General features: G+C 53.6%; 17 protein-coding genes. 15 read left to right on the top strand and 2 right to left on the bottom strand.

The features are described from left to right. Position 1: 1 nt before the first annotated feature. From BLP79_RS19665 to BLP79_RS19660, 3 genes are all read left to right on the top strand, one after another. On the top strand, positions 2–508 hold the full coding sequence (locus BLP79_RS19665; protein ID WP_170830473.1) for a TRAP transporter small permease: 507 nt from the start codon (positions 2–4) through the stop codon (positions 506–508). 2 nt (positions 509–510) lie between these two features. Beyond that, positions 511–1,818, top strand: coding sequence for a TRAP transporter large permease (locus BLP79_RS08635; protein ID WP_170830472.1), 1,308 nt, complete (start codon positions 511–513; stop codon positions 1,816–1,818). A gap of 201 nt (positions 1,819–2,019) precedes the next feature. Then, on the top strand, positions 2,020–2,169 hold the full coding sequence (locus BLP79_RS19660; RefSeq protein ID WP_170830471.1) for a hypothetical protein: 150 nt from the start codon (positions 2,020–2,022) through the stop codon (positions 2,167–2,169). Here the strand turns inward: BLP79_RS19660 and BLP79_RS08630 are convergent. Beyond that, positions 2,154–3,026 carry an amidohydrolase family protein gene (locus BLP79_RS08630; RefSeq protein WP_090218137.1) on the bottom strand — a complete coding sequence of 291 codons (873 nt, stop codon included), beginning with the start codon at positions 3,024–3,026 and terminating at the stop codon, positions 2,154–2,156. The genes BLP79_RS19660 and BLP79_RS08630 overlap by 16 nt on opposite strands. Then, positions 3,023–3,976, bottom strand: a complete 954-nt coding sequence (locus BLP79_RS08625) for a nuclear transport factor 2 family protein (RefSeq protein ID WP_090218256.1) — start codon at positions 3,974–3,976, stop codon at positions 3,023–3,025. The genes BLP79_RS08630 and BLP79_RS08625 overlap by 4 nt, the downstream gene beginning before the upstream one ends. Before the next feature lie 211 nt (positions 3,977–4,187). Here BLP79_RS08625 and BLP79_RS08620 point away from each other — a divergent pair, with 211 nt between their 5' ends. From BLP79_RS08620 to BLP79_RS08570, 12 genes are all read left to right on the top strand, one after another. Continuing rightward, positions 4,188–5,240, top strand: a complete 1,053-nt coding sequence (locus BLP79_RS08620) for an ABC transporter ATP-binding protein (RefSeq protein ID WP_090218135.1) — start codon at positions 4,188–4,190, stop codon at positions 5,238–5,240. 84 nt (positions 5,241–5,324) lie between these two features. Continuing rightward, positions 5,325–6,560 carry an ABC transporter substrate-binding protein gene (locus tag BLP79_RS08615; protein WP_090218133.1) on the top strand — a complete coding sequence of 412 codons (1,236 nt, stop codon included), beginning with the start codon at positions 5,325–5,327 and terminating at the stop codon, positions 6,558–6,560. Between the two features lie 69 nt (positions 6,561–6,629). Beyond that, positions 6,630–7,658 (top strand): carbohydrate ABC transporter permease, encoded by a 1,029-nt coding sequence (locus BLP79_RS08610; protein ID WP_090218131.1) that lies wholly within the window; start codon positions 6,630–6,632, stop codon positions 7,656–7,658. Continuing rightward, a complete protein-coding gene (locus BLP79_RS08605) occupies positions 7,658–8,539 on the top strand; it encodes a carbohydrate ABC transporter permease (protein ID WP_090218130.1) in 882 nt (293 codons plus the stop codon). The genes BLP79_RS08610 and BLP79_RS08605 overlap by 1 nt, the downstream gene beginning before the upstream one ends. A 132-nt stretch (positions 8,540–8,671) precedes the next feature. Beyond that, complete coding sequence (locus BLP79_RS08600) at positions 8,672–9,202, top strand: ester cyclase (RefSeq protein ID WP_090218128.1); 531 nt, start codon at positions 8,672–8,674, stop codon at positions 9,200–9,202. A gap of 11 nt (positions 9,203–9,213) precedes the next feature. Next, the gene (gene hisD / locus BLP79_RS08595) at positions 9,214–10,545 is read left to right on the top strand and encodes a histidinol dehydrogenase (protein WP_090218127.1); all 1,332 of its coding nucleotides are present in this window, start codon (positions 9,214–9,216) and stop codon (positions 10,543–10,545) included. Between the two features lie 54 nt (positions 10,546–10,599). Then, complete coding sequence (locus BLP79_RS08590; protein ID WP_090218125.1) at positions 10,600–11,649, top strand: ester cyclase; 1,050 nt, start codon at positions 10,600–10,602, stop codon at positions 11,647–11,649. Next, the gene (locus tag BLP79_RS08585) at positions 11,649–12,413 is read left to right on the top strand and encodes an SDR family NAD(P)-dependent oxidoreductase (RefSeq protein ID WP_090218123.1); all 765 of its coding nucleotides are present in this window, start codon (positions 11,649–11,651) and stop codon (positions 12,411–12,413) included. The genes BLP79_RS08590 and BLP79_RS08585 overlap by 1 nt, the downstream gene beginning before the upstream one ends. After that, entirely contained in the window at positions 12,413–13,465 is a 1,053-nt protein-coding gene (locus BLP79_RS08580) for a LacI family DNA-binding transcriptional regulator (RefSeq protein WP_198511989.1), read from the top strand. The genes BLP79_RS08585 and BLP79_RS08580 overlap by 1 nt, the downstream gene beginning before the upstream one ends. Further along, complete coding sequence (locus BLP79_RS08575; protein WP_090218122.1) at positions 13,452–14,441, top strand: nuclear transport factor 2 family protein; 990 nt, start codon at positions 13,452–13,454, stop codon at positions 14,439–14,441. The genes BLP79_RS08580 and BLP79_RS08575 overlap by 14 nt, the downstream gene beginning before the upstream one ends. Before the next feature lies 1 nt (position 14,442). Then, positions 14,443–14,574 carry a hypothetical protein gene (locus tag BLP79_RS20155; RefSeq protein ID WP_269799315.1) on the top strand — a complete coding sequence of 44 codons (132 nt, stop codon included), beginning with the start codon at positions 14,443–14,445 and terminating at the stop codon, positions 14,572–14,574. A gap of 51 nt (positions 14,575–14,625) precedes the next feature. Further along, positions 14,626–15,594 carry a cupin domain-containing protein gene (locus tag BLP79_RS08570; RefSeq protein ID WP_090218121.1) on the top strand — a complete coding sequence of 323 codons (969 nt, stop codon included), beginning with the start codon at positions 14,626–14,628 and terminating at the stop codon, positions 15,592–15,594. Positions 15,595–15,611: the final 17 nt, after the last annotated feature.

The following is a 15,611-nucleotide window of genomic DNA, read 5'->3' as shown; positions in this document are numbered from 1 at the left end:
CATGTCAGGCCACGATACGGAAAAACTGCCGCTTGCAGGCATAATGAACAAACTGGGTGCTATCGCCTGCTTCATTGGAGGTCTGGGCATCTTTTTCATGATGGTCCTGACTGTCGTCAGCGTCTTCTGGAGGTATGTTCTGAACGATGCCTTGTTTGGTATCGAAGACTTGCAGGTGCTGGGAGCTTCTGTGGTCGTGGCCTGCGCAATCTTTTACGGGGCCCTCCATGGGGCCCACGTAACAATCGAACTCATAGAACGGCACGTATCGGCACGCTTTCTGCGTTATTCGGATATTGCTGTGCACTTTCTCTCTTTTGCCATTCTGGCAACGGCGGTCCGTGCCCTGGTCAAAAAGGGTGGCTGCGGATTGGAGTGTGGTGCAATTACGTCGAACCTCGGGATCGAGCATACGCCGTTCTATTATATCCTTGCCGTCGCCTGCGCCCTAACTGCGCTTTTCTTTGCGCTGCGCACACTACAATTTCTCTTAGGAAAAGGCGCTTGATCATGGATCTTATTACGCTTGCTATACTCGGGTTCGTGTCGCTTCTGATCCTGCTTTACTTACGAATGCCTGTAGGCATCGCCATGATGTTGGTGGGAACGGTTGGAATTTATATGGTTCGTCCGGCTGCTGCTTTGCCAAAACTCGCGGGAGAGATTTTCTCTGAGGCCACGTCTTATCCCCTAACAATCATTCCCCTGTTCGTGCTTATGGGTAATTTGGCCGGGGTGTCTGGGATGAGCCGAGAAATCTATGGCGCAGCCCATGCCTGGCTTGGGCGCTTTCGTGGTGGGTTGGCCTCTGCAGCGGTTGTGGGCTGTGCTGGTTTTTCTGCTTTGTCAGGATCGTCTTTGGCCTCGGCGATGACGATGGGACGTGTGTCGCTGCCTGAAATGAAACGGTTTAACTATCATGATGGGCTGGCGACAGGTGCGATTGCAGCGGGCGGCACGCTTGGGATTTTGATCCCTCCCTCTGCTGGGTTCGTTGTCTATGCGATCCTGACGGAAGAAAGCATTGGACGGCTATTTCTCGCGGGTGTTGTGCCAGGGCTATTGCTGACCCTGCTTTTCATTGCCGCAATTTGGATTACCGTCACGCTTGACCGCTCGAAGGCACCTGCGACAGATGACACGATGAGCGCCTTGGAAAAATGGAAGGCTCTTTGGGCTTCATCTACCATTGTCGGGATCATATTCCTGACCATTGGTGGAATCTATACCGGTGTGTTCTCCGCAACCGAAGCCGCCGGGTTTGGAGCGTTTCTGGCCTTTCTGGTGACTGTCTATCGCCGCAGAATGACTCGCGAGAACATTGTGCAGGTTTTTGGCCAAACTTTACGCGCTACAGGCACGGTTTACTTGATCCTGTTTGGTGCGTTTGTGTTCAAAACCTTTGTAGGGTTCACAGGTGTTACCTATGCGCTGTCGCTATGGGTAAACGAACTCGGTTTGACAGGCACGCAGGTCGTAATCGCATTTCTCTTAATGTTCATCATTCTGGGTATGTTCCTGGATGGGTTTGCGATGCTGGTGCTGACTATCCCGTTGGTGCAACCTATCCTTGAGCCTTTGGGTGTAGATATGATCCTGTTTGGCGTCCTTGCTGTGATCGCCCTTGAGATGGGTTTGATATCACCACCTGTTGGGATGAATGTGTTTATCGTAAAAAGTATTGCACCCGACGTACCAATCAATCAAATTTTCCGCGGGATCTGGCCATTCTGGATTGCGATGTTTGCGACGCTAATCATCTTGTTGGTCTTTCCGTCCCTCGCGCTTTATTTGCCCAATTCAATGTTTGGAAGCTAAAGATTTTTCAAAATGGGAGTGACGTTTTGATTTGCCAGAAGTGCCTGCATTTGAACTGCTGATTGTTCAGCGTCCAGATGCAGGAGAGATCATCATGAATACTATGGGTGATCATCGCGCAATGTTCGATGCTATTTAAGGTGGTTTGGTCAACAAATCAGTCGCCGCTGCAACTGGTGTTGCCAAAATGGACGGTTCATCTTGCGGCAACTGGATCACGATTACGATGTATATGTGCGTCTACTTCCGCTTGGCCTGATTGCTGCGATGTTAGTTGAGGTTCTGGAAACGGGTATGGCACATTTTGATAACAGGCAAGACTATGCAAAAAAGGCTTACCGCAATCCATAAAACCATGATGCGGTCGAACCAAAAACATCCTCAACGTCTGCTTGAGGAACGAGCGTGCGATAGTTTTCCATCAGCACATCGTAGTTTGCATTTAGTGAATCCACAGGAAAGTTAGAACCGACCATGCAGCGCTTAGGAGAGAACTGCGAAAGGATCGTTTCAACAATCGGTGCAACGCTTTGCGCGTTCCAGTGCGGCTCAAACATGCCAAGTCCGGACAGTTTGCACGCCACATTCGGCAGCTCAGACAGGTAGGACAGCTGCTGCGCCCAATAGCTCAAGCCTTCTGGGCTGCGATCATGTGGGGATCCCGCGTGGCACAGAGCAACCTGAGTATCAGTTGCGCGGGCCATCACCGCTGCGGTTTGCTGCATCAGCTCAGGAAGCAATTGTAGATCAAAGCTCAACCCGCGCTTTGCCAAACCTTGCAATCGCGCTAAGAACATAGGGTTGTCTAGCAACGCATTGGTGCCCGTCACCGCGTCTTCGCCGGGGGCACGTCCGATAATTTGGCGCACGCCGCGCACTGTTGGTAAATCCTGAAGCGCGTCCAACTGCGCTTCGGCGTCTGGCGCCGTGAGATCACAAAACGCAACCTGTACCATCGGCCAGTCTGGATTGGCGTCGGCAACCGATTGTACCCACTGCGCCTCGGCCAATGGATCGGCAGAGCCAACCTGAATATGAACGGATCCTTCAAACCCTTGCGCTTTGGCATCCCGTGTAAATTCTTCCAGTAAGTAATCGCGTTGAATTGGCGCTGGGTCGCCAAAAAATCGCGGCTCGCCTTTTGCCATCAACCATGGGTAATGGACGGCGTTCAGATCCCAAAGGTGGTGATGCGCATCAATTTTCATATCGTTGAAATCCCCGTTGTGCGTTCCAAAATATCGACACCCTGTGATTTCCAAAAATGTAGCAGATCTATGAATACCCAGTTCTCTTTCAGCTTATCTCCTTCGCGCCGATAGATGTCGATGACGCGGAACTCGCCGGGCTTTTCCGTGGCCGGCATGCCCATGAACCCACCTGTGGGCACTGCAGTGAAATTGGGCCAGCCAAAGAATCCTCCGTAGTGGCCTTCGGCAATTCGGCAGATATGCCCGGTTCCTGATCGATCTTTGAACCCGGAACGAAACGGACCTGCATGCTGTCGCGCGTATCGCGGAATGGTGTAGGTTGCGCCAATGCCGGTCGGTCCCCACCACAGCATGTCGGGGTGCCATGTGCGCGCCAGCTCTTCCTCCAATGGCAGACCCGATTGCCATTGGCCAAGATCTGAGACCATCGCATTGATAATCGCCAGCGTTTTCTCAGCTTCGTGCTGAGGCTGGTTATCAAACATCAATCCATCATGGGTGGCAGGACCAGGCTGCACCAATTGTGCTGCAGTTTGTACCGGGAACGGCAGCAATCCCGCCTGCTCCATCAGATGTGGCAGATCGAAATACATAGCCGTTTCGACAATCTTATCGCCGTCAACCCGGTGAAACGCACAAAACCGGAGAAAAGCCAGTTTGCCCGTGGCAGGAATGCCCAGCCACGGTTGATCAAACAAGCCCATCAAATGGCCCATGGTCACCACCCAAGTACCCCCGGGTGTTTCATACATGTTTTCGCCGGACATAAACACGTCCAAGCGGTGTGTCAGTCCCGTGAAGCTTGCCTTTAAGGGGCGCCAAAACTGTTCCGATACCGTCTGAATATCGCGAATCTCGTTGAACGGATGATACCCGCGCCAGTGAATATTCTGCGCACAAGACGCTTTACAAACGGCGTCCACGTCTTTGAGTTGAGCCTGATCCATTTGCTGGATAAAGGCCCGCACAATTTTTTTGCTTTCCTGAACGGACACCTATTTTTCCTTTCGTCTCAGCACCTAGCCCTCCACCAGATATGCTGGAGACTCATCTTTTCCAGACTATTTTTGCATACGTATGCAAAAATGTCTTGCCTGAAGTGTTGCTAGCACATTAGCATTTTGCAAACGTATGCAAAAATACCGTCAGGGAGACGACATGGCTGAAATTCAACTGCGCAACGTGGGAAAGCGTTGGGGATCTTTTGTTGGTGTCGAAAACTTTGATCTGACGATTGCAGATAAAGAGTTTCTGGTTCTGCTTGGCCCATCCGGTTGCGGCAAGACAACGACGATGCGGATGATTGCCGGGCTTGAGGATGTGACCGAAGGTGAGATCTTAATCGATGGCACTACCGTAAATGATCTGGAACCTAAAGACCGCGATGTGGCGATGGTGTTCCAGTCTTATGCGCTTTATCCCAATATGAACGTTTATGAGAACATTCGCTTTCCACTCAAAGTGCGCGGGATCGACCCAGCCACGCACGATGCCAAAGTACGCCGTGCCTCAGCCATGGTTGAGCTGGACGAATTTTTGCACCGCAAACCCGCTGAACTGTCTGGCGGTCAGCGACAGCGTGTGGCCCTGGCACGTGCGATTGTCCGTGAGCCAAATGTGTTCTTGATGGATGAACCGCTGTCGAATCTTGATGCCAAGCTTCGCGTATCTACGCGTGCGCAAATTAAGAACCTGAGCCATGAACTGGCGGTTACCACGATCTATGTGACCCACGATCAGATTGAAGCGATGACATTGGCGGATCGTGTGGTTGTCATGAAAGGTGGCGTGGTTCAGCAAGTGGGGTCTCCGACTGAAATCTATGATCGCCCCGCCAATGCTTTTGTGGCCAGCTTCATCGGTTCACCCGCCATGAATTTGATGAAGGGGACCGTTAGTGCCGGAACCTTTATCGCAGAACATGTTGAAATCACCGGATTGAACGCGCCAGATGGGCCGCTCACGCTGGGCTTCCGCGCCGAGGATGCATCTTTGGCGGGAGAAGCGCAGGGGCAGATCAATGCTCCAATTTACACGCTGGAACTTTTGGGCGATGCCACCATGGTGTCGGTCCGTGTTGGCGAAGCGCTGGTGTCGGTTAAAGCGGATAAAACCTTCCGTGCGGCCATTGGCGACACTGTTTCGATCCGTATTCCGAGTGAGATTTGCCATCTCTTCAACGCAGAGGATGGCGCGCGATTGGGGGGTTAACACCCCAAACAAAAGTCTTCGTGTGTACAGCGAAGGCCAACCGGGTCATTTGTGCAAATTTTGATCCAGAACAGGGAGACAGAAATGTCTATTCAAAAAGTTTCAATGATAAGCGCTGCAGCTATTCTGATGGGTACAACCGCCTTTGCAGGCTGTGGAATTTCAAATGGTAATGTCAGCATCCTTGGCAACGAATTTGCAGCAATCCAAGCTGTTACCGATGGCGCAAAGGCCTGCGCAGACGATGGTGTTACCGTTGAAAGCAACCTGAACAAAGATTATCGCGAACTCCAGGTTGCCGCCTTAACAGCAAATCCCGCGCAATACAGTGCTGTCACCACCACAAACGCCGCAATCGTACCTCTGCTGAGCGACAATCTGATCCGGCCGCTGGACGATTTGATCGCGAAGCACGGCCAGCACCTGAGCAAAAACCAATTGATCACGGTTGATGGTAAAGTCATGGCGATTGCCTTTATGGCAAACGCGCAGCACCTGTTTGTACGCGATGATATTCTTGAAAAGGTCGGCCTGGACGCGCCTGAAACCTATGAAGAAGTCATTGCTGCGGGCAAGGCCATCAAAGACGCAGGCCTGATGGACCATCCCTTTGCCACCACCAGCCAAACGGGTTGGAACCTGGGCGAAGAATTCGTAAATATGTACTTGGGCCACGGTGGTCAATTCTTCAAATCGGGCACTGCTGAACCTACAGTTAACAACGAAGCCGGTGTTGCAGCGCTGAATACATTAAAAGCGCTGACCGAACTGTCCAACCCCGACTATTTGACCTTTGATTCCAATGCGGTTCAAGCGTCATGGGAAGCAGGTGAGATCGCAATGGCACATCTCTGGGGCTCACGCGGGACTGGAATTCTGGACGATGAAGGATCGTCCGAAGATATCGTCAGCAACACCTCGTTGATTGCATCCCCAACTGTTGGAGGCGGTGACATTCCTGCATCAACCCTATGGTGGGATGGGTTTGCGATTGCGAGTAACGCCAGCGATGAAGACGCTGAAGCCAGCTTTGTTGCGATGCTGAACGGCATCAGCACCGAAGTGGTCAAGGCCAATAACGACGCAGCGGTTTGGCTCGTCGAAGGTTATGAGCCCGCGCCTGCGTCTGCCGGTGTGTTCGCAACAGCCGCAGGCAAAACAAAACCTTACCCAATGATCCCTTTCATGGGGCTGATGCACACCGCATTGGGAGATGAGCTGACAGACTTCCTGCAAGGGAAAGAGACTGCGGAACAGGCGTTGGCAGATGTTGAAGCGTCATACATCGCTGCTGCGAAAGAAAAAGGCTTCCTGAACTAAGCGAAGCTCAACGGGCAAAGCGCCACAGCGTGCTTTGTCCAATTCACACGCGAACCGGACGGATCTTTCATGCGACATAAAACCTTCTTTTGGTTTATTCTGCCCAGTCTGGCAGCAATGATCCTTTTTATTGCGCTGCCCCTTGTGTCGGTGGTGGTGCAGTCCCTGCACATCGAACATGAGCAGGTCATTGTCGTGACCGAAAACTGTGGTCCGTTTGGTTGTACTGAAGAAAGCTCAGTCGATACCGAGGCCACTGCGCAACTGCGTGCAGAACAACCCTTGGGCCGGTTTGCTGGTCTTAGCACCTATTTTGATCGTGGCCATCTGGCGACCGCCGAAATCGCCGAGGCCTGGCGCAACCGTGATGGGTTTGGCGGTTTTCTGTCAGAACTTTACAATCTGCCTTTCTACAAGGCGCTGGCCTTTACGTTGACCTATACGTTCCTAGTCACGCCTTTGGTGATCCTGCTGGGGCTGCTGATCGCACTGGGGGTCAACCGCCTGCCCAGCCTGCTCAAAGGTCCCACGATTTTTGTATCCTTGTTGCCGATGATCATCACGCCGCTGATTGGCTCGCTGATCCTATTCTGGATGATAGACGCACAAGGGGTCATTGGTAAAACACTGCAATGGGTGTTTGACGATCCAGAATTGTCCCTCAAAGCTTCACCAGCTCTGACGTGGATCACCCTGATGGTATATGGGGTCTGGAGTTCTGCGCCTTTTGCCTTTGTGGTATTTTACGCAGGCCTACAGACTGTCAACTCAGATTCCCTAGAAGCCGCTATGATTGATGGCGCCACCCGCTGGCAGCAAATACGCTATGTGGTAATCCCACATCTGATGCCGCTGGTGGTCTTTATCTCACTGATCCAGCTGATGGATAACTTCCGCGTCTTTGAAGCCATCGTCGGCTTTTCGGCACAGGCCAATGCGACCTCGCTCTCTTACATCATCTACGCTGACATGCGCAGTGACCTCACCCGGTTCAATTCAGCTGCCGCGACCTCGGTCCTGACCGTGATTGGTGTTGCCATCCTGTTAACCCCGGTTCTGCTGCGCACCTGGCGCGATTTCAAAGGAAAGGCTGTCTGATGTCCTCTGCACTCGACCGGTCACCCCGTTCTGTCATTATCCTCTCCTCTGCTTTTGTGCTGCTTTGGGTTGCTGTCGCCTCTTTTCCCTTCATTTGGACCCTTTGGGGCTCGTTCAAAGTGCAGGGGGATTTCTTCTCCAAAGCCGATTGGCGCAATGCTTTGTGGGGCACCCGCACTTTGATCGAAACCGGCAGCACATTCACGGGGGCCGGCTATGATGGAGCCTGGGTGCAGGAAGAGTTCTGGCGCGCGGCCATCAATACGCTGATCGTTGTGTTTTTTACCGTAATCATTTCGCTGACTTTTGGCACACTTGGCGGTTATGCGCTGGCGCGGTCTGGGCGCAAATATGCTTTTGGGCTGTTGATGATCGCCCTCGTATTCCGTGCCATGCCACATATCACCTTGGTATCTGGCTATCTGCTGCCGTTCTTTGAATGGAACCTGTGGGGGCATTTGCCGACCTCGATCATTGTGCTGGTGGCGATCAATCAACCCTTTACACTATGGATGCTGCACTCGTTCTTTTTGAATATTCCAAAAGATCTGGACGAAAGTGCCAAGGTTGACGGCTGCACCCAATTTCAAGCCTTCCGCCATGTGATCATCCCCGTGATGTGGCCTGGTGTGATCACCACTGGTTTGTTCAGCTTCTTGTTGGCCTATAACGACTTTGCCGTTACATCGATGCTGCTAAGCGAAGAAAACCGCACCATGGTTCCAGCGATCGCAGGCTTCCTTGGCTCCACGCTGGAAGAGGGCAATGTTATGTTCGCCGTCGCCGCCGTGGTCTCGGCTACTGCTCCGTTGTTTGTGTTGGTTATGTTCTTCCAGCGCCAGATTGTGTCTGGCCTGACCGCCGGAGCCGTCAAAGGATGAGCGCAAATGCACGACATGGCGCGATAGCTCGCCATCCAGCCCTGAACAGGATGCCGCGGGATTTTCTGACCTAAAAGGGAAACCTTCTTCCCCATTGTTAGAAAGTCCGCAACACCTGAAAGGAATAACGACATGAAAGGCTCACGCCCTGAACAGGCCGTCCTGACCAAGGATACCGACCTAAGCAAAACAGACGAAACTCGCGCCGTGATCGAAAACATGGTCGATGGGTTGAACGACCACCGCATCACTGACATTGGCGAATTCTTCTCGCAAGGATTTCGCTGGATGGGCAATCAGGGCTGCGGTACCAAAACCGGGCTGAAAGAGTTTCAGGACAATTGGCAACGCCCCTTTCAGGCGGCGTTTTCCGACAAGGTATGCATCGACGAAGCCCGGCTTTATATGGGCGAATGGGCGGCTGCCTTTGGCCGCCAGGAAGCCACCCACACGGGCGAGTTTCTGGGTATAGCCCCCACCGGCAAGCGGGTTGAAATTCGCTATATGGACTTTTGGAAAGTGGTCGACGGCAAGATCGTCGACAATTGGGTGAACGTCGATTTCGCCCATGTTGCGGCCCAGCTGGGTGTCGACCTTTTCAACGGCCAGGGCTGGGAAGCATTTGACCGCGGAGAGAAATCGCCTCCGCGCCCCGACAACTAAGGATCCTTGCAATGACCATCGATTATCTCAAACGCGGTAAATCCGACGCTGATCGCGCCGAGGACGATGCCAAGACCCGCGCCGTGGTGGAAGCCACACTGAAAGACATTGAAACCCGCGGCGACGCAGCGGTTCGTGAATTGTCGGAGAAATTCGACAGCTATTCGCCTGCCTCTTTCCGACTGAGCCAGCAAGAAATAGATGATCTCATTGCACAGCTGTCTGAGCGTGAGCTAGCTGATATCAAATTTGCACAGGAGCAAGTGCGCAACTTTGCACAGGCGCAACGGGACTCGATGCTGGATATCGAAGTGGAAACTATGCCGGGTGTGATCCTTGGTCATAAAAACATCCCCGTACAATCGGTAGGCTGTTATGTGCCGGGTGGTAAATTCCCTATGGTCGCCTCGGCACATATGTCAGTGGCCACTGCATCAGTTGCTGGTGTCCCCCGCATCATCGCCTGCACGCCCCCGTTCAAGGGTAAACCTAACCCCGCGGTGATTGCAGCTATGCATCTGGGTGGCGCACATGAGATATACGTCATGGGCGGCATTCAGGCGATTGGCGCTATGGCACTGGGGACAGAAACCATTGATCCCGTGCACATGCTGGTTGGCCCCGGCAACGCCTTTGTAGCTGAAGCAAAACGTCAGCTGTTTGGCCGTGTGGGTATCGATCTCTTTGCGGGCCCCACCGAAACCATGGTCATCGCAGATGAAACCGCGGCTGACGGCGAACTCTGTGCGACCGATCTGCTAGGGCAAGCGGAACATGGCTACAATAGCCCATGCGTTCTGCTGACCAACTCCAAGAAACTCGCCGAGGACACTCTCTCAGAAATCGATCGTATTCTCGGCATTTTGCCGACGGCTGACACCGCGCGCGTCAGTTGGGAGGAATACGGCGAGATTATCGTTTGTGACACTTATGATGAGATGCTGCAGGTTGCAGATGATATTGCCTCAGAGCACGTTCAGGTCATGACCGACCGGGATGATTGGTTCTTGGAACATATGACCTGTTATGGCGCGTTGTTCCTTGGGCCGCGTACGAATGTCTCAAACGGGGACAAGGTGATCGGTACCAACCATACACTACCAACCAAGAAGGCAGGACGATACACGGGTGGTCTGTGGGTTGGTAAGTATCTGAAGACCCACAGCTATCAAAAAGTCACAACGGATGAAGCAGCAACGCTGATTGGCGAATACGGCTCTCGCCTGTGTATGCTTGAAGGTTTTGTTGGTCACGCAGAACAGTGCAACGTTCGGGTCCGGCGCTATGGGGGGATCAATGTCCCCTACGGCACCGGTGCGCCTTACCGTGACCCCTTAGATTAACATAAGTTGAGAGCCCTATTAGGGGCTCTCCTTTCCTCTAATCGACCGAACTCTATGGATCAACACAGCCAACATAAAACCCTGATCGCCCCTCTCCAGGCAGCGATGTATGACTTTGCCGAAAGCCCGGTTCGTGCGGCTTTGGAGCGGATTTTTACCGGTGATGCGATTGCTCATCTGTGTCACCCATTCGGTGATTTGACCGGTCCAAAAGCACTGTATGAAACGGCTTATAAACCATTATTTGCAGCCCTGCCCGATCTGGAGCGGCGGGACTACATCGTCATGTCTGGCCCCGACGAACAGGGCAATGATTGGGTTGGCTGTTGCGGCTACTACACCGGCGTATTCACGGCACCCTGGCTGAACATTCCCCCCACAGGCCATCAAGTCGCTATGCGGTTTCACGAATTCTTTCGGTTCGAAGATAATCGCATTGTTGAAATGCAAGCCATCTGGGACATTCCCGAAATGATGATGCAGGCCAAGGCTTGGCCATTGGCTCCATCGCTAGGGCGAGAATGGCTTGCGCCGGCGCCTGCCCCCCAAAACGGCCTGATTACAGGCCCGCGTGACGTTGAACAAAGCACAACATCTTGTGGTCTGATCATCGACATGCTGAACCACCTGATCCGCCATCCGGCCCAGGGCGGTCCCGAGGTGATGGAACTTGACAAGTTCTGGCATCCTCGAATGAACTGGTATGGTCCAGCAGGGATTGGCACGGCGCGCGGCATTTCTGGGTTTCGCAATTGGCACCAAATACCGTTTTTGAACGCTATGCCAGATCGTGGCCAATTCCCAGACGAAAGCACCCATCACTTTTTTGGCGATGGCCCTTATGCTGCGGTTACGGGTTGGCCCAACATGGTTCAAACTCTATCCCAAGCAGGCTGGCTGGGACTGCCACCTACGAACCAGAAAATTTCTCTACGGTCGCTCGATTTCTGGCGTGTCGAGGGTGGTAGAATTCGGGAAAACTGGGTGCTTGTGGATCTCTTACACGTGTATGATCAACTGGGCATCGATGTCTTTACCCGCCTCAATGAATTCAACAAGGCTCGCACGATTGTGCCCTTGTCTTTACCAGATGGCCTGAAATGATGACAAATCTGCCGCGCACCCCTTCGTTTGACTTAACCGGGAAGAAAGCGTTGGTCACCGGCGCCTCATCTGGCATTGGGCTTGGGTGTGCCATTGCCTTAGCCGAAACAGGTGCTCATGTGGTCTGTGCCGCGCGCGGAGCCGAGCGACTAAATGCGGCGGTGGAAGCTATGAAAGCTGAGGGCTGGAGCGTCAGTGCCCTGCCGTTAGATCAAGGCGATATAACCGCTGTGGCAAATGTAATGGCGCGCGAGGCCTTTGATGTGGTTGTCAATTCCGCAGGCGTTGCCCGCCACAGTGCCGCCGTGGACACCACGCTTGACGATTTTGACACCGTGATGCATGTGAATCTGCGCTCGGCTTATTTTCTATCCGCTGAAGCTGCCAAAACGATGATGGCTGCGGGTAAGCCCGGATCAATCATCCATATCTCCAGCCAGATGGGTCATACAGGTGGTGTTGATCGGGCGCTATATTGCGCCTCAAAACACGGGCTAGAGGGCATGATCAAATCCATGGCGATGGAATGGGGCAAATCCCGCATTCGTATCAACTCGATCTGCCCAACCTTCATCCGCACGCCTTTTACAGAAGCGACATTCGACAATCCTGAACGGCTGGCGTGGATCCTGAGCAAAATCAAACTGGACCGTGTCGGTGAAGTCGAAGACATCATGGGGGCCGTGCAGTTTCTGGCCTCGGATGCCTCAGCCATGGTAACAGGAACCTCTATGTTGATAGATGGGGGTTGGACAGCCGGTTGATGGCAGCAAAGATCACATCCCTACAGGTCGCTCAAAAGGCTGGGGTCAGCCAGTCTGCCGTATCGCGCGTGTTTACACCGGGTGCGTCGGTTTCGCAGAAAACTGCCGACAAAGTACGCGCTGCAGCGCGTGAACTGGGCTATCGGCCCAACGTGTTGGCGCGCGCCATGGTCAAAGGTAAAAGCCGGATCATCGGGCTTGTAGTCGCCTATTTGGAAAACTTCTTTTACCCAGAAACGCTGGAGCTCCTGTCAAATGCTTTGCAGGAACAGGGCTATCACGTGCTTGTTTTCATGACCAAGCAGACCGCCGACAACATTGATGATGTGATGGAAGAGATTCTGGATTATCAGGTGGATGGCATTGTCATGGCCTCGGTTGCCATGTCATCTGACATTTCCGCGCGATGCCAGCAAGCTGGAGTGCCAGTGGTTCTTTTCAACCGGGGCCAAGATATCGAAGGCATCACCGCGGTGTCGTCAGACAACCATGCAGGTGGGCGCACAGTGGCCGAATTTCTCATCGCGGGAGAGCATCAACGGATCGCCTATATTGCGGGCTGGGAAGGTGCATCCACTCAACGCGACCGCGAAGCCGGGTTTCGTGCGGGCCTTGCAGCGGCGGGGCATAAGCTTCATGCCTATGCCGTGGGAGACTTCAATACTGAACTGGCCCGACAAGCTGCGCGCGACTTGTTTGATAAACCTGCCAACCTGCGGCCCGATGCGGTGTTCGTCGCCAACGACCACATGGCGTTTGCCGTGATGGATGTATTGCGGTTTGAGCTGAACCTGCAGGTGCCAGAGGATGTATCGGTCATCGGCTATGACGATGTGCCTCCTGCTGCATGGCTTGCGTATAACCTAACCACAATGCGTCAACGCGCCAATCTGATGGTGGCAGAGACAGTAGACGCATTGATGGATCTCATTTCAACCCCAGATACGGCCATGCCCAGGCGTGTGGCTATAGACAGCCCTTTGGTTGTGCGCACCTCTGCGCGCATGCCGAAAGGATGGAATACCAAAGGATCTACCAATGAAGGGTTTTAACCCCAAATTCCGCGACTTCCCCGACTATATCGTTGGGATCACCAAAGAAATCTGGGAAGATCGCGGCCTTGCAACCCTGCACGAATACTACGCACCAGATATCGTCGTACGTATGCCGGGATCGGTATCGACTGGTAATAAAGGGGTGATCGGCGCCACTATGGCGACGCTGGCAGAATTTTCCGACCGCACCCTCTTTGGTGAAGATGTAATCTGGTCAGGGACACCCGAAGACGGGATGCTAAGCTCGCACCGGATTCTATCAACTGCGACCCACACAGGCGACGGTGCCTTTGGGAAAGCCACAGGTGCCAAACTAACCTATCGCATTTTGGCGGACTGCCATGCCATCGACAATGCCATCAACGACGAATGGCTGATCCGTGACAATTCCGCTGTGGTGCGGCAGATGGGCTGGGACGCAAAAGAGTTTGCGCGTGATCAGATCCTTCGCGAGGGTGGGCCCGAAGCCTGCATCAAACCGCTGACACCTGCCAATGATCTTGAAGGTCCCTACAAAGGGCGCGGCAATGATAACGAATGGGGTGCGCGCTACGCTGAGGTGCTCAATCGGATCATGACAGCGGATCTTGCTGTGATCCCAGAAGCATATGATCGCGCCGTCCAAAGCGAATATCCAGGCGGTGAAACCGGCCACAGCTGGCAGCCAGTAGATACTTTCTGGATGAGCCTGCGCGCCGCCTTTCCAAATGCTGAATTCACCATCGAACATCAGATTGGACGCGATGATCCCATGATGCCGCCTCGCGCTGCGATCCGCTGGAGCCTGAAGGGCAAACACGAAGGCTGGGGCGCCTTTGGTGCGCCGACCGGTGCCGATGTGTATGTGCTGGGCATCAGCCATGCCGAATACGGCGCGCTGGTTGCGGGTGAGCCGAAGATCCGCCGCGAATACACCCTGTTTGATGAAATCGCAGTGTGGAAACAAATCCTCTTGCAGACCGAGACGTTTTGACATGTCGACCTGCACCCCAAAGCCCGTCGCGCGCGTCGGGCTGTATGAAACGCAAGCGATGCGCCGCTATCACGCGCATCGTCAAAGCCTGCGCGCGCGCAGGCTTAACCTGCATCCGCCGGGGATGATGTGACGTTTCCAAACTTGGACCCAACACATCATTTCTACGCTTAGGACAAACACCATGACCACATCTTCCATTTCCTCTCGCATCGTTCGCTATGGCGAACTGCGCCCCTGCAAAACCGCCTTTATCGACGCCCACACGCCGGGCAGCGATCAAAAGGAAAACTTTACCATTATCGGTGGAGGTGTCTCTGAAAGCCCCGACCAGCACGTACATCTGACCGATAAGATCGGTTTTAACATTGGTGCCGCAGGCCAGCCTCCGAAATGCCGAAACTCCCTGCACAGCCACACCACAGCCGAGGTGTTCTTTGTTCTTAAAGGCCGCTGGCGTTTTTTCTGGGGTCGTTATGGCGATGCGGGAGAATTTGTGGCCGAAGAAGGCGATATTTTCAACATCCCCACCGGGATTTTCCGGGGTTTTGAAAACATCGGCACTGACTATGGTATGATCATGGCCATTCTGGGCGGTGATGACGCAGGGGGCGGTGTCACTTGGGCGCCGCAAGTGATTGAAGAAGCACAATCCCACGGCCTGATGCTGGGCGAAAACGGTGTGCTTTATGACAGTAAAAAAGGTCAGAAGCTGCCCCATAACGTTGGTCCCATGCCGTTGTTGAGCGAAGAGCAGTTGAAAGCTTTTCCTGAGACCCCGGTTGAAGACGTGGTGCCCTACTATGTTGCGCGCTACTGGGACATGATGGCGATGGCTGGGAAAAAGCCTGCCAAAGTGATCGGCGCTGATGCTATGCTGCGTGACAAACCGGGATTTGAGGTCGACTTCCTGACACGTGGCTCCCTTGGTGCTGAGATGATCACAGCGATCCAACCGACTGTGTTGATGCCCATGCGCGGCCATTGGCATCTACGTTGGGACGGGGGATCCGAAATTCTCAACCCTGGCGACACCAGTCTAATCCACGCAGCCGAGGCCTATAGCCTTGAACCGGCAATGACTGGTGAATGCAGCCTGTACCGTGTAACTGCAACTGACGACGTCCCCGGCATGACCTGGACCGGCAACTGACCAAGCGGAGAGCCCAG

This window comes from Epibacterium ulvae, from assembly GCF_900102795.1.
Lineage (GTDB): Bacteria > Pseudomonadota > Alphaproteobacteria > Rhodobacterales > Rhodobacteraceae > Epibacterium > Epibacterium ulvae.
The sequence above is the reverse complement of the archived record's forward strand: the minus strand, read 5'-3'. Positions and strand labels throughout refer to the sequence as shown.

What these genes read in the sequence shown, in the direction of transcription:
- BLP79_RS19665 (WP_170830473.1), top strand. Translation starts at nt 2, where the DNA reads ATGTCAGGCCACGATACGGAAAAACTGCCGCTTGCAGGCATAATGAAC.
- BLP79_RS08635 (WP_170830472.1), top strand. Translation starts at nt 511, where the DNA reads ATGGATCTTATTACGCTTGCTATACTCGGGTTCGTGTCGCTTCTGATC.
- BLP79_RS08630 (WP_090218137.1), bottom strand. Translation starts at nt 3,026, where the DNA reads ATGAAAATTGATGCGCATCACCACCTTTGGGATCTGAACGCCGTCCAT.
- BLP79_RS08625 (WP_090218256.1), bottom strand. Translation starts at nt 3,976, where the DNA reads ATGGATCAGGCTCAACTCAAAGACGTGGACGCCGTTTGTAAAGCGTCT.
- BLP79_RS08620 (WP_090218135.1), top strand. Translation starts at nt 4,188, where the DNA reads ATGGCTGAAATTCAACTGCGCAACGTGGGAAAGCGTTGGGGATCTTTT.
- BLP79_RS08615 (WP_090218133.1), top strand. Translation starts at nt 5,325, where the DNA reads ATGTCTATTCAAAAAGTTTCAATGATAAGCGCTGCAGCTATTCTGATG.
- BLP79_RS08610 (WP_090218131.1), top strand. Translation starts at nt 6,630, where the DNA reads ATGCGACATAAAACCTTCTTTTGGTTTATTCTGCCCAGTCTGGCAGCA.
- BLP79_RS08605 (WP_090218130.1), top strand. Translation starts at nt 7,658, where the DNA reads ATGTCCTCTGCACTCGACCGGTCACCCCGTTCTGTCATTATCCTCTCC.
- BLP79_RS08600 (WP_090218128.1), top strand. Translation starts at nt 8,672, where the DNA reads ATGAAAGGCTCACGCCCTGAACAGGCCGTCCTGACCAAGGATACCGAC.
- hisD (WP_090218127.1), top strand. Translation starts at nt 9,214, where the DNA reads ATGACCATCGATTATCTCAAACGCGGTAAATCCGACGCTGATCGCGCC.
- BLP79_RS08590 (WP_090218125.1), top strand. Translation starts at nt 10,600, where the DNA reads ATGGATCAACACAGCCAACATAAAACCCTGATCGCCCCTCTCCAGGCA.
- BLP79_RS08585 (WP_090218123.1), top strand. Translation starts at nt 11,649, where the DNA reads ATGACAAATCTGCCGCGCACCCCTTCGTTTGACTTAACCGGGAAGAAA.
- BLP79_RS08580 (WP_198511989.1), top strand. Translation starts at nt 12,413, where the DNA reads ATGGCAGCAAAGATCACATCCCTACAGGTCGCTCAAAAGGCTGGGGTC.
- BLP79_RS08575 (WP_090218122.1), top strand. Translation starts at nt 13,452, where the DNA reads ATGAAGGGTTTTAACCCCAAATTCCGCGACTTCCCCGACTATATCGTT.
- BLP79_RS20155 (WP_269799315.1), top strand. Translation starts at nt 14,443, where the DNA reads ATGTCGACCTGCACCCCAAAGCCCGTCGCGCGCGTCGGGCTGTATGAA.
- BLP79_RS08570 (WP_090218121.1), top strand. Translation starts at nt 14,626, where the DNA reads ATGACCACATCTTCCATTTCCTCTCGCATCGTTCGCTATGGCGAACTG.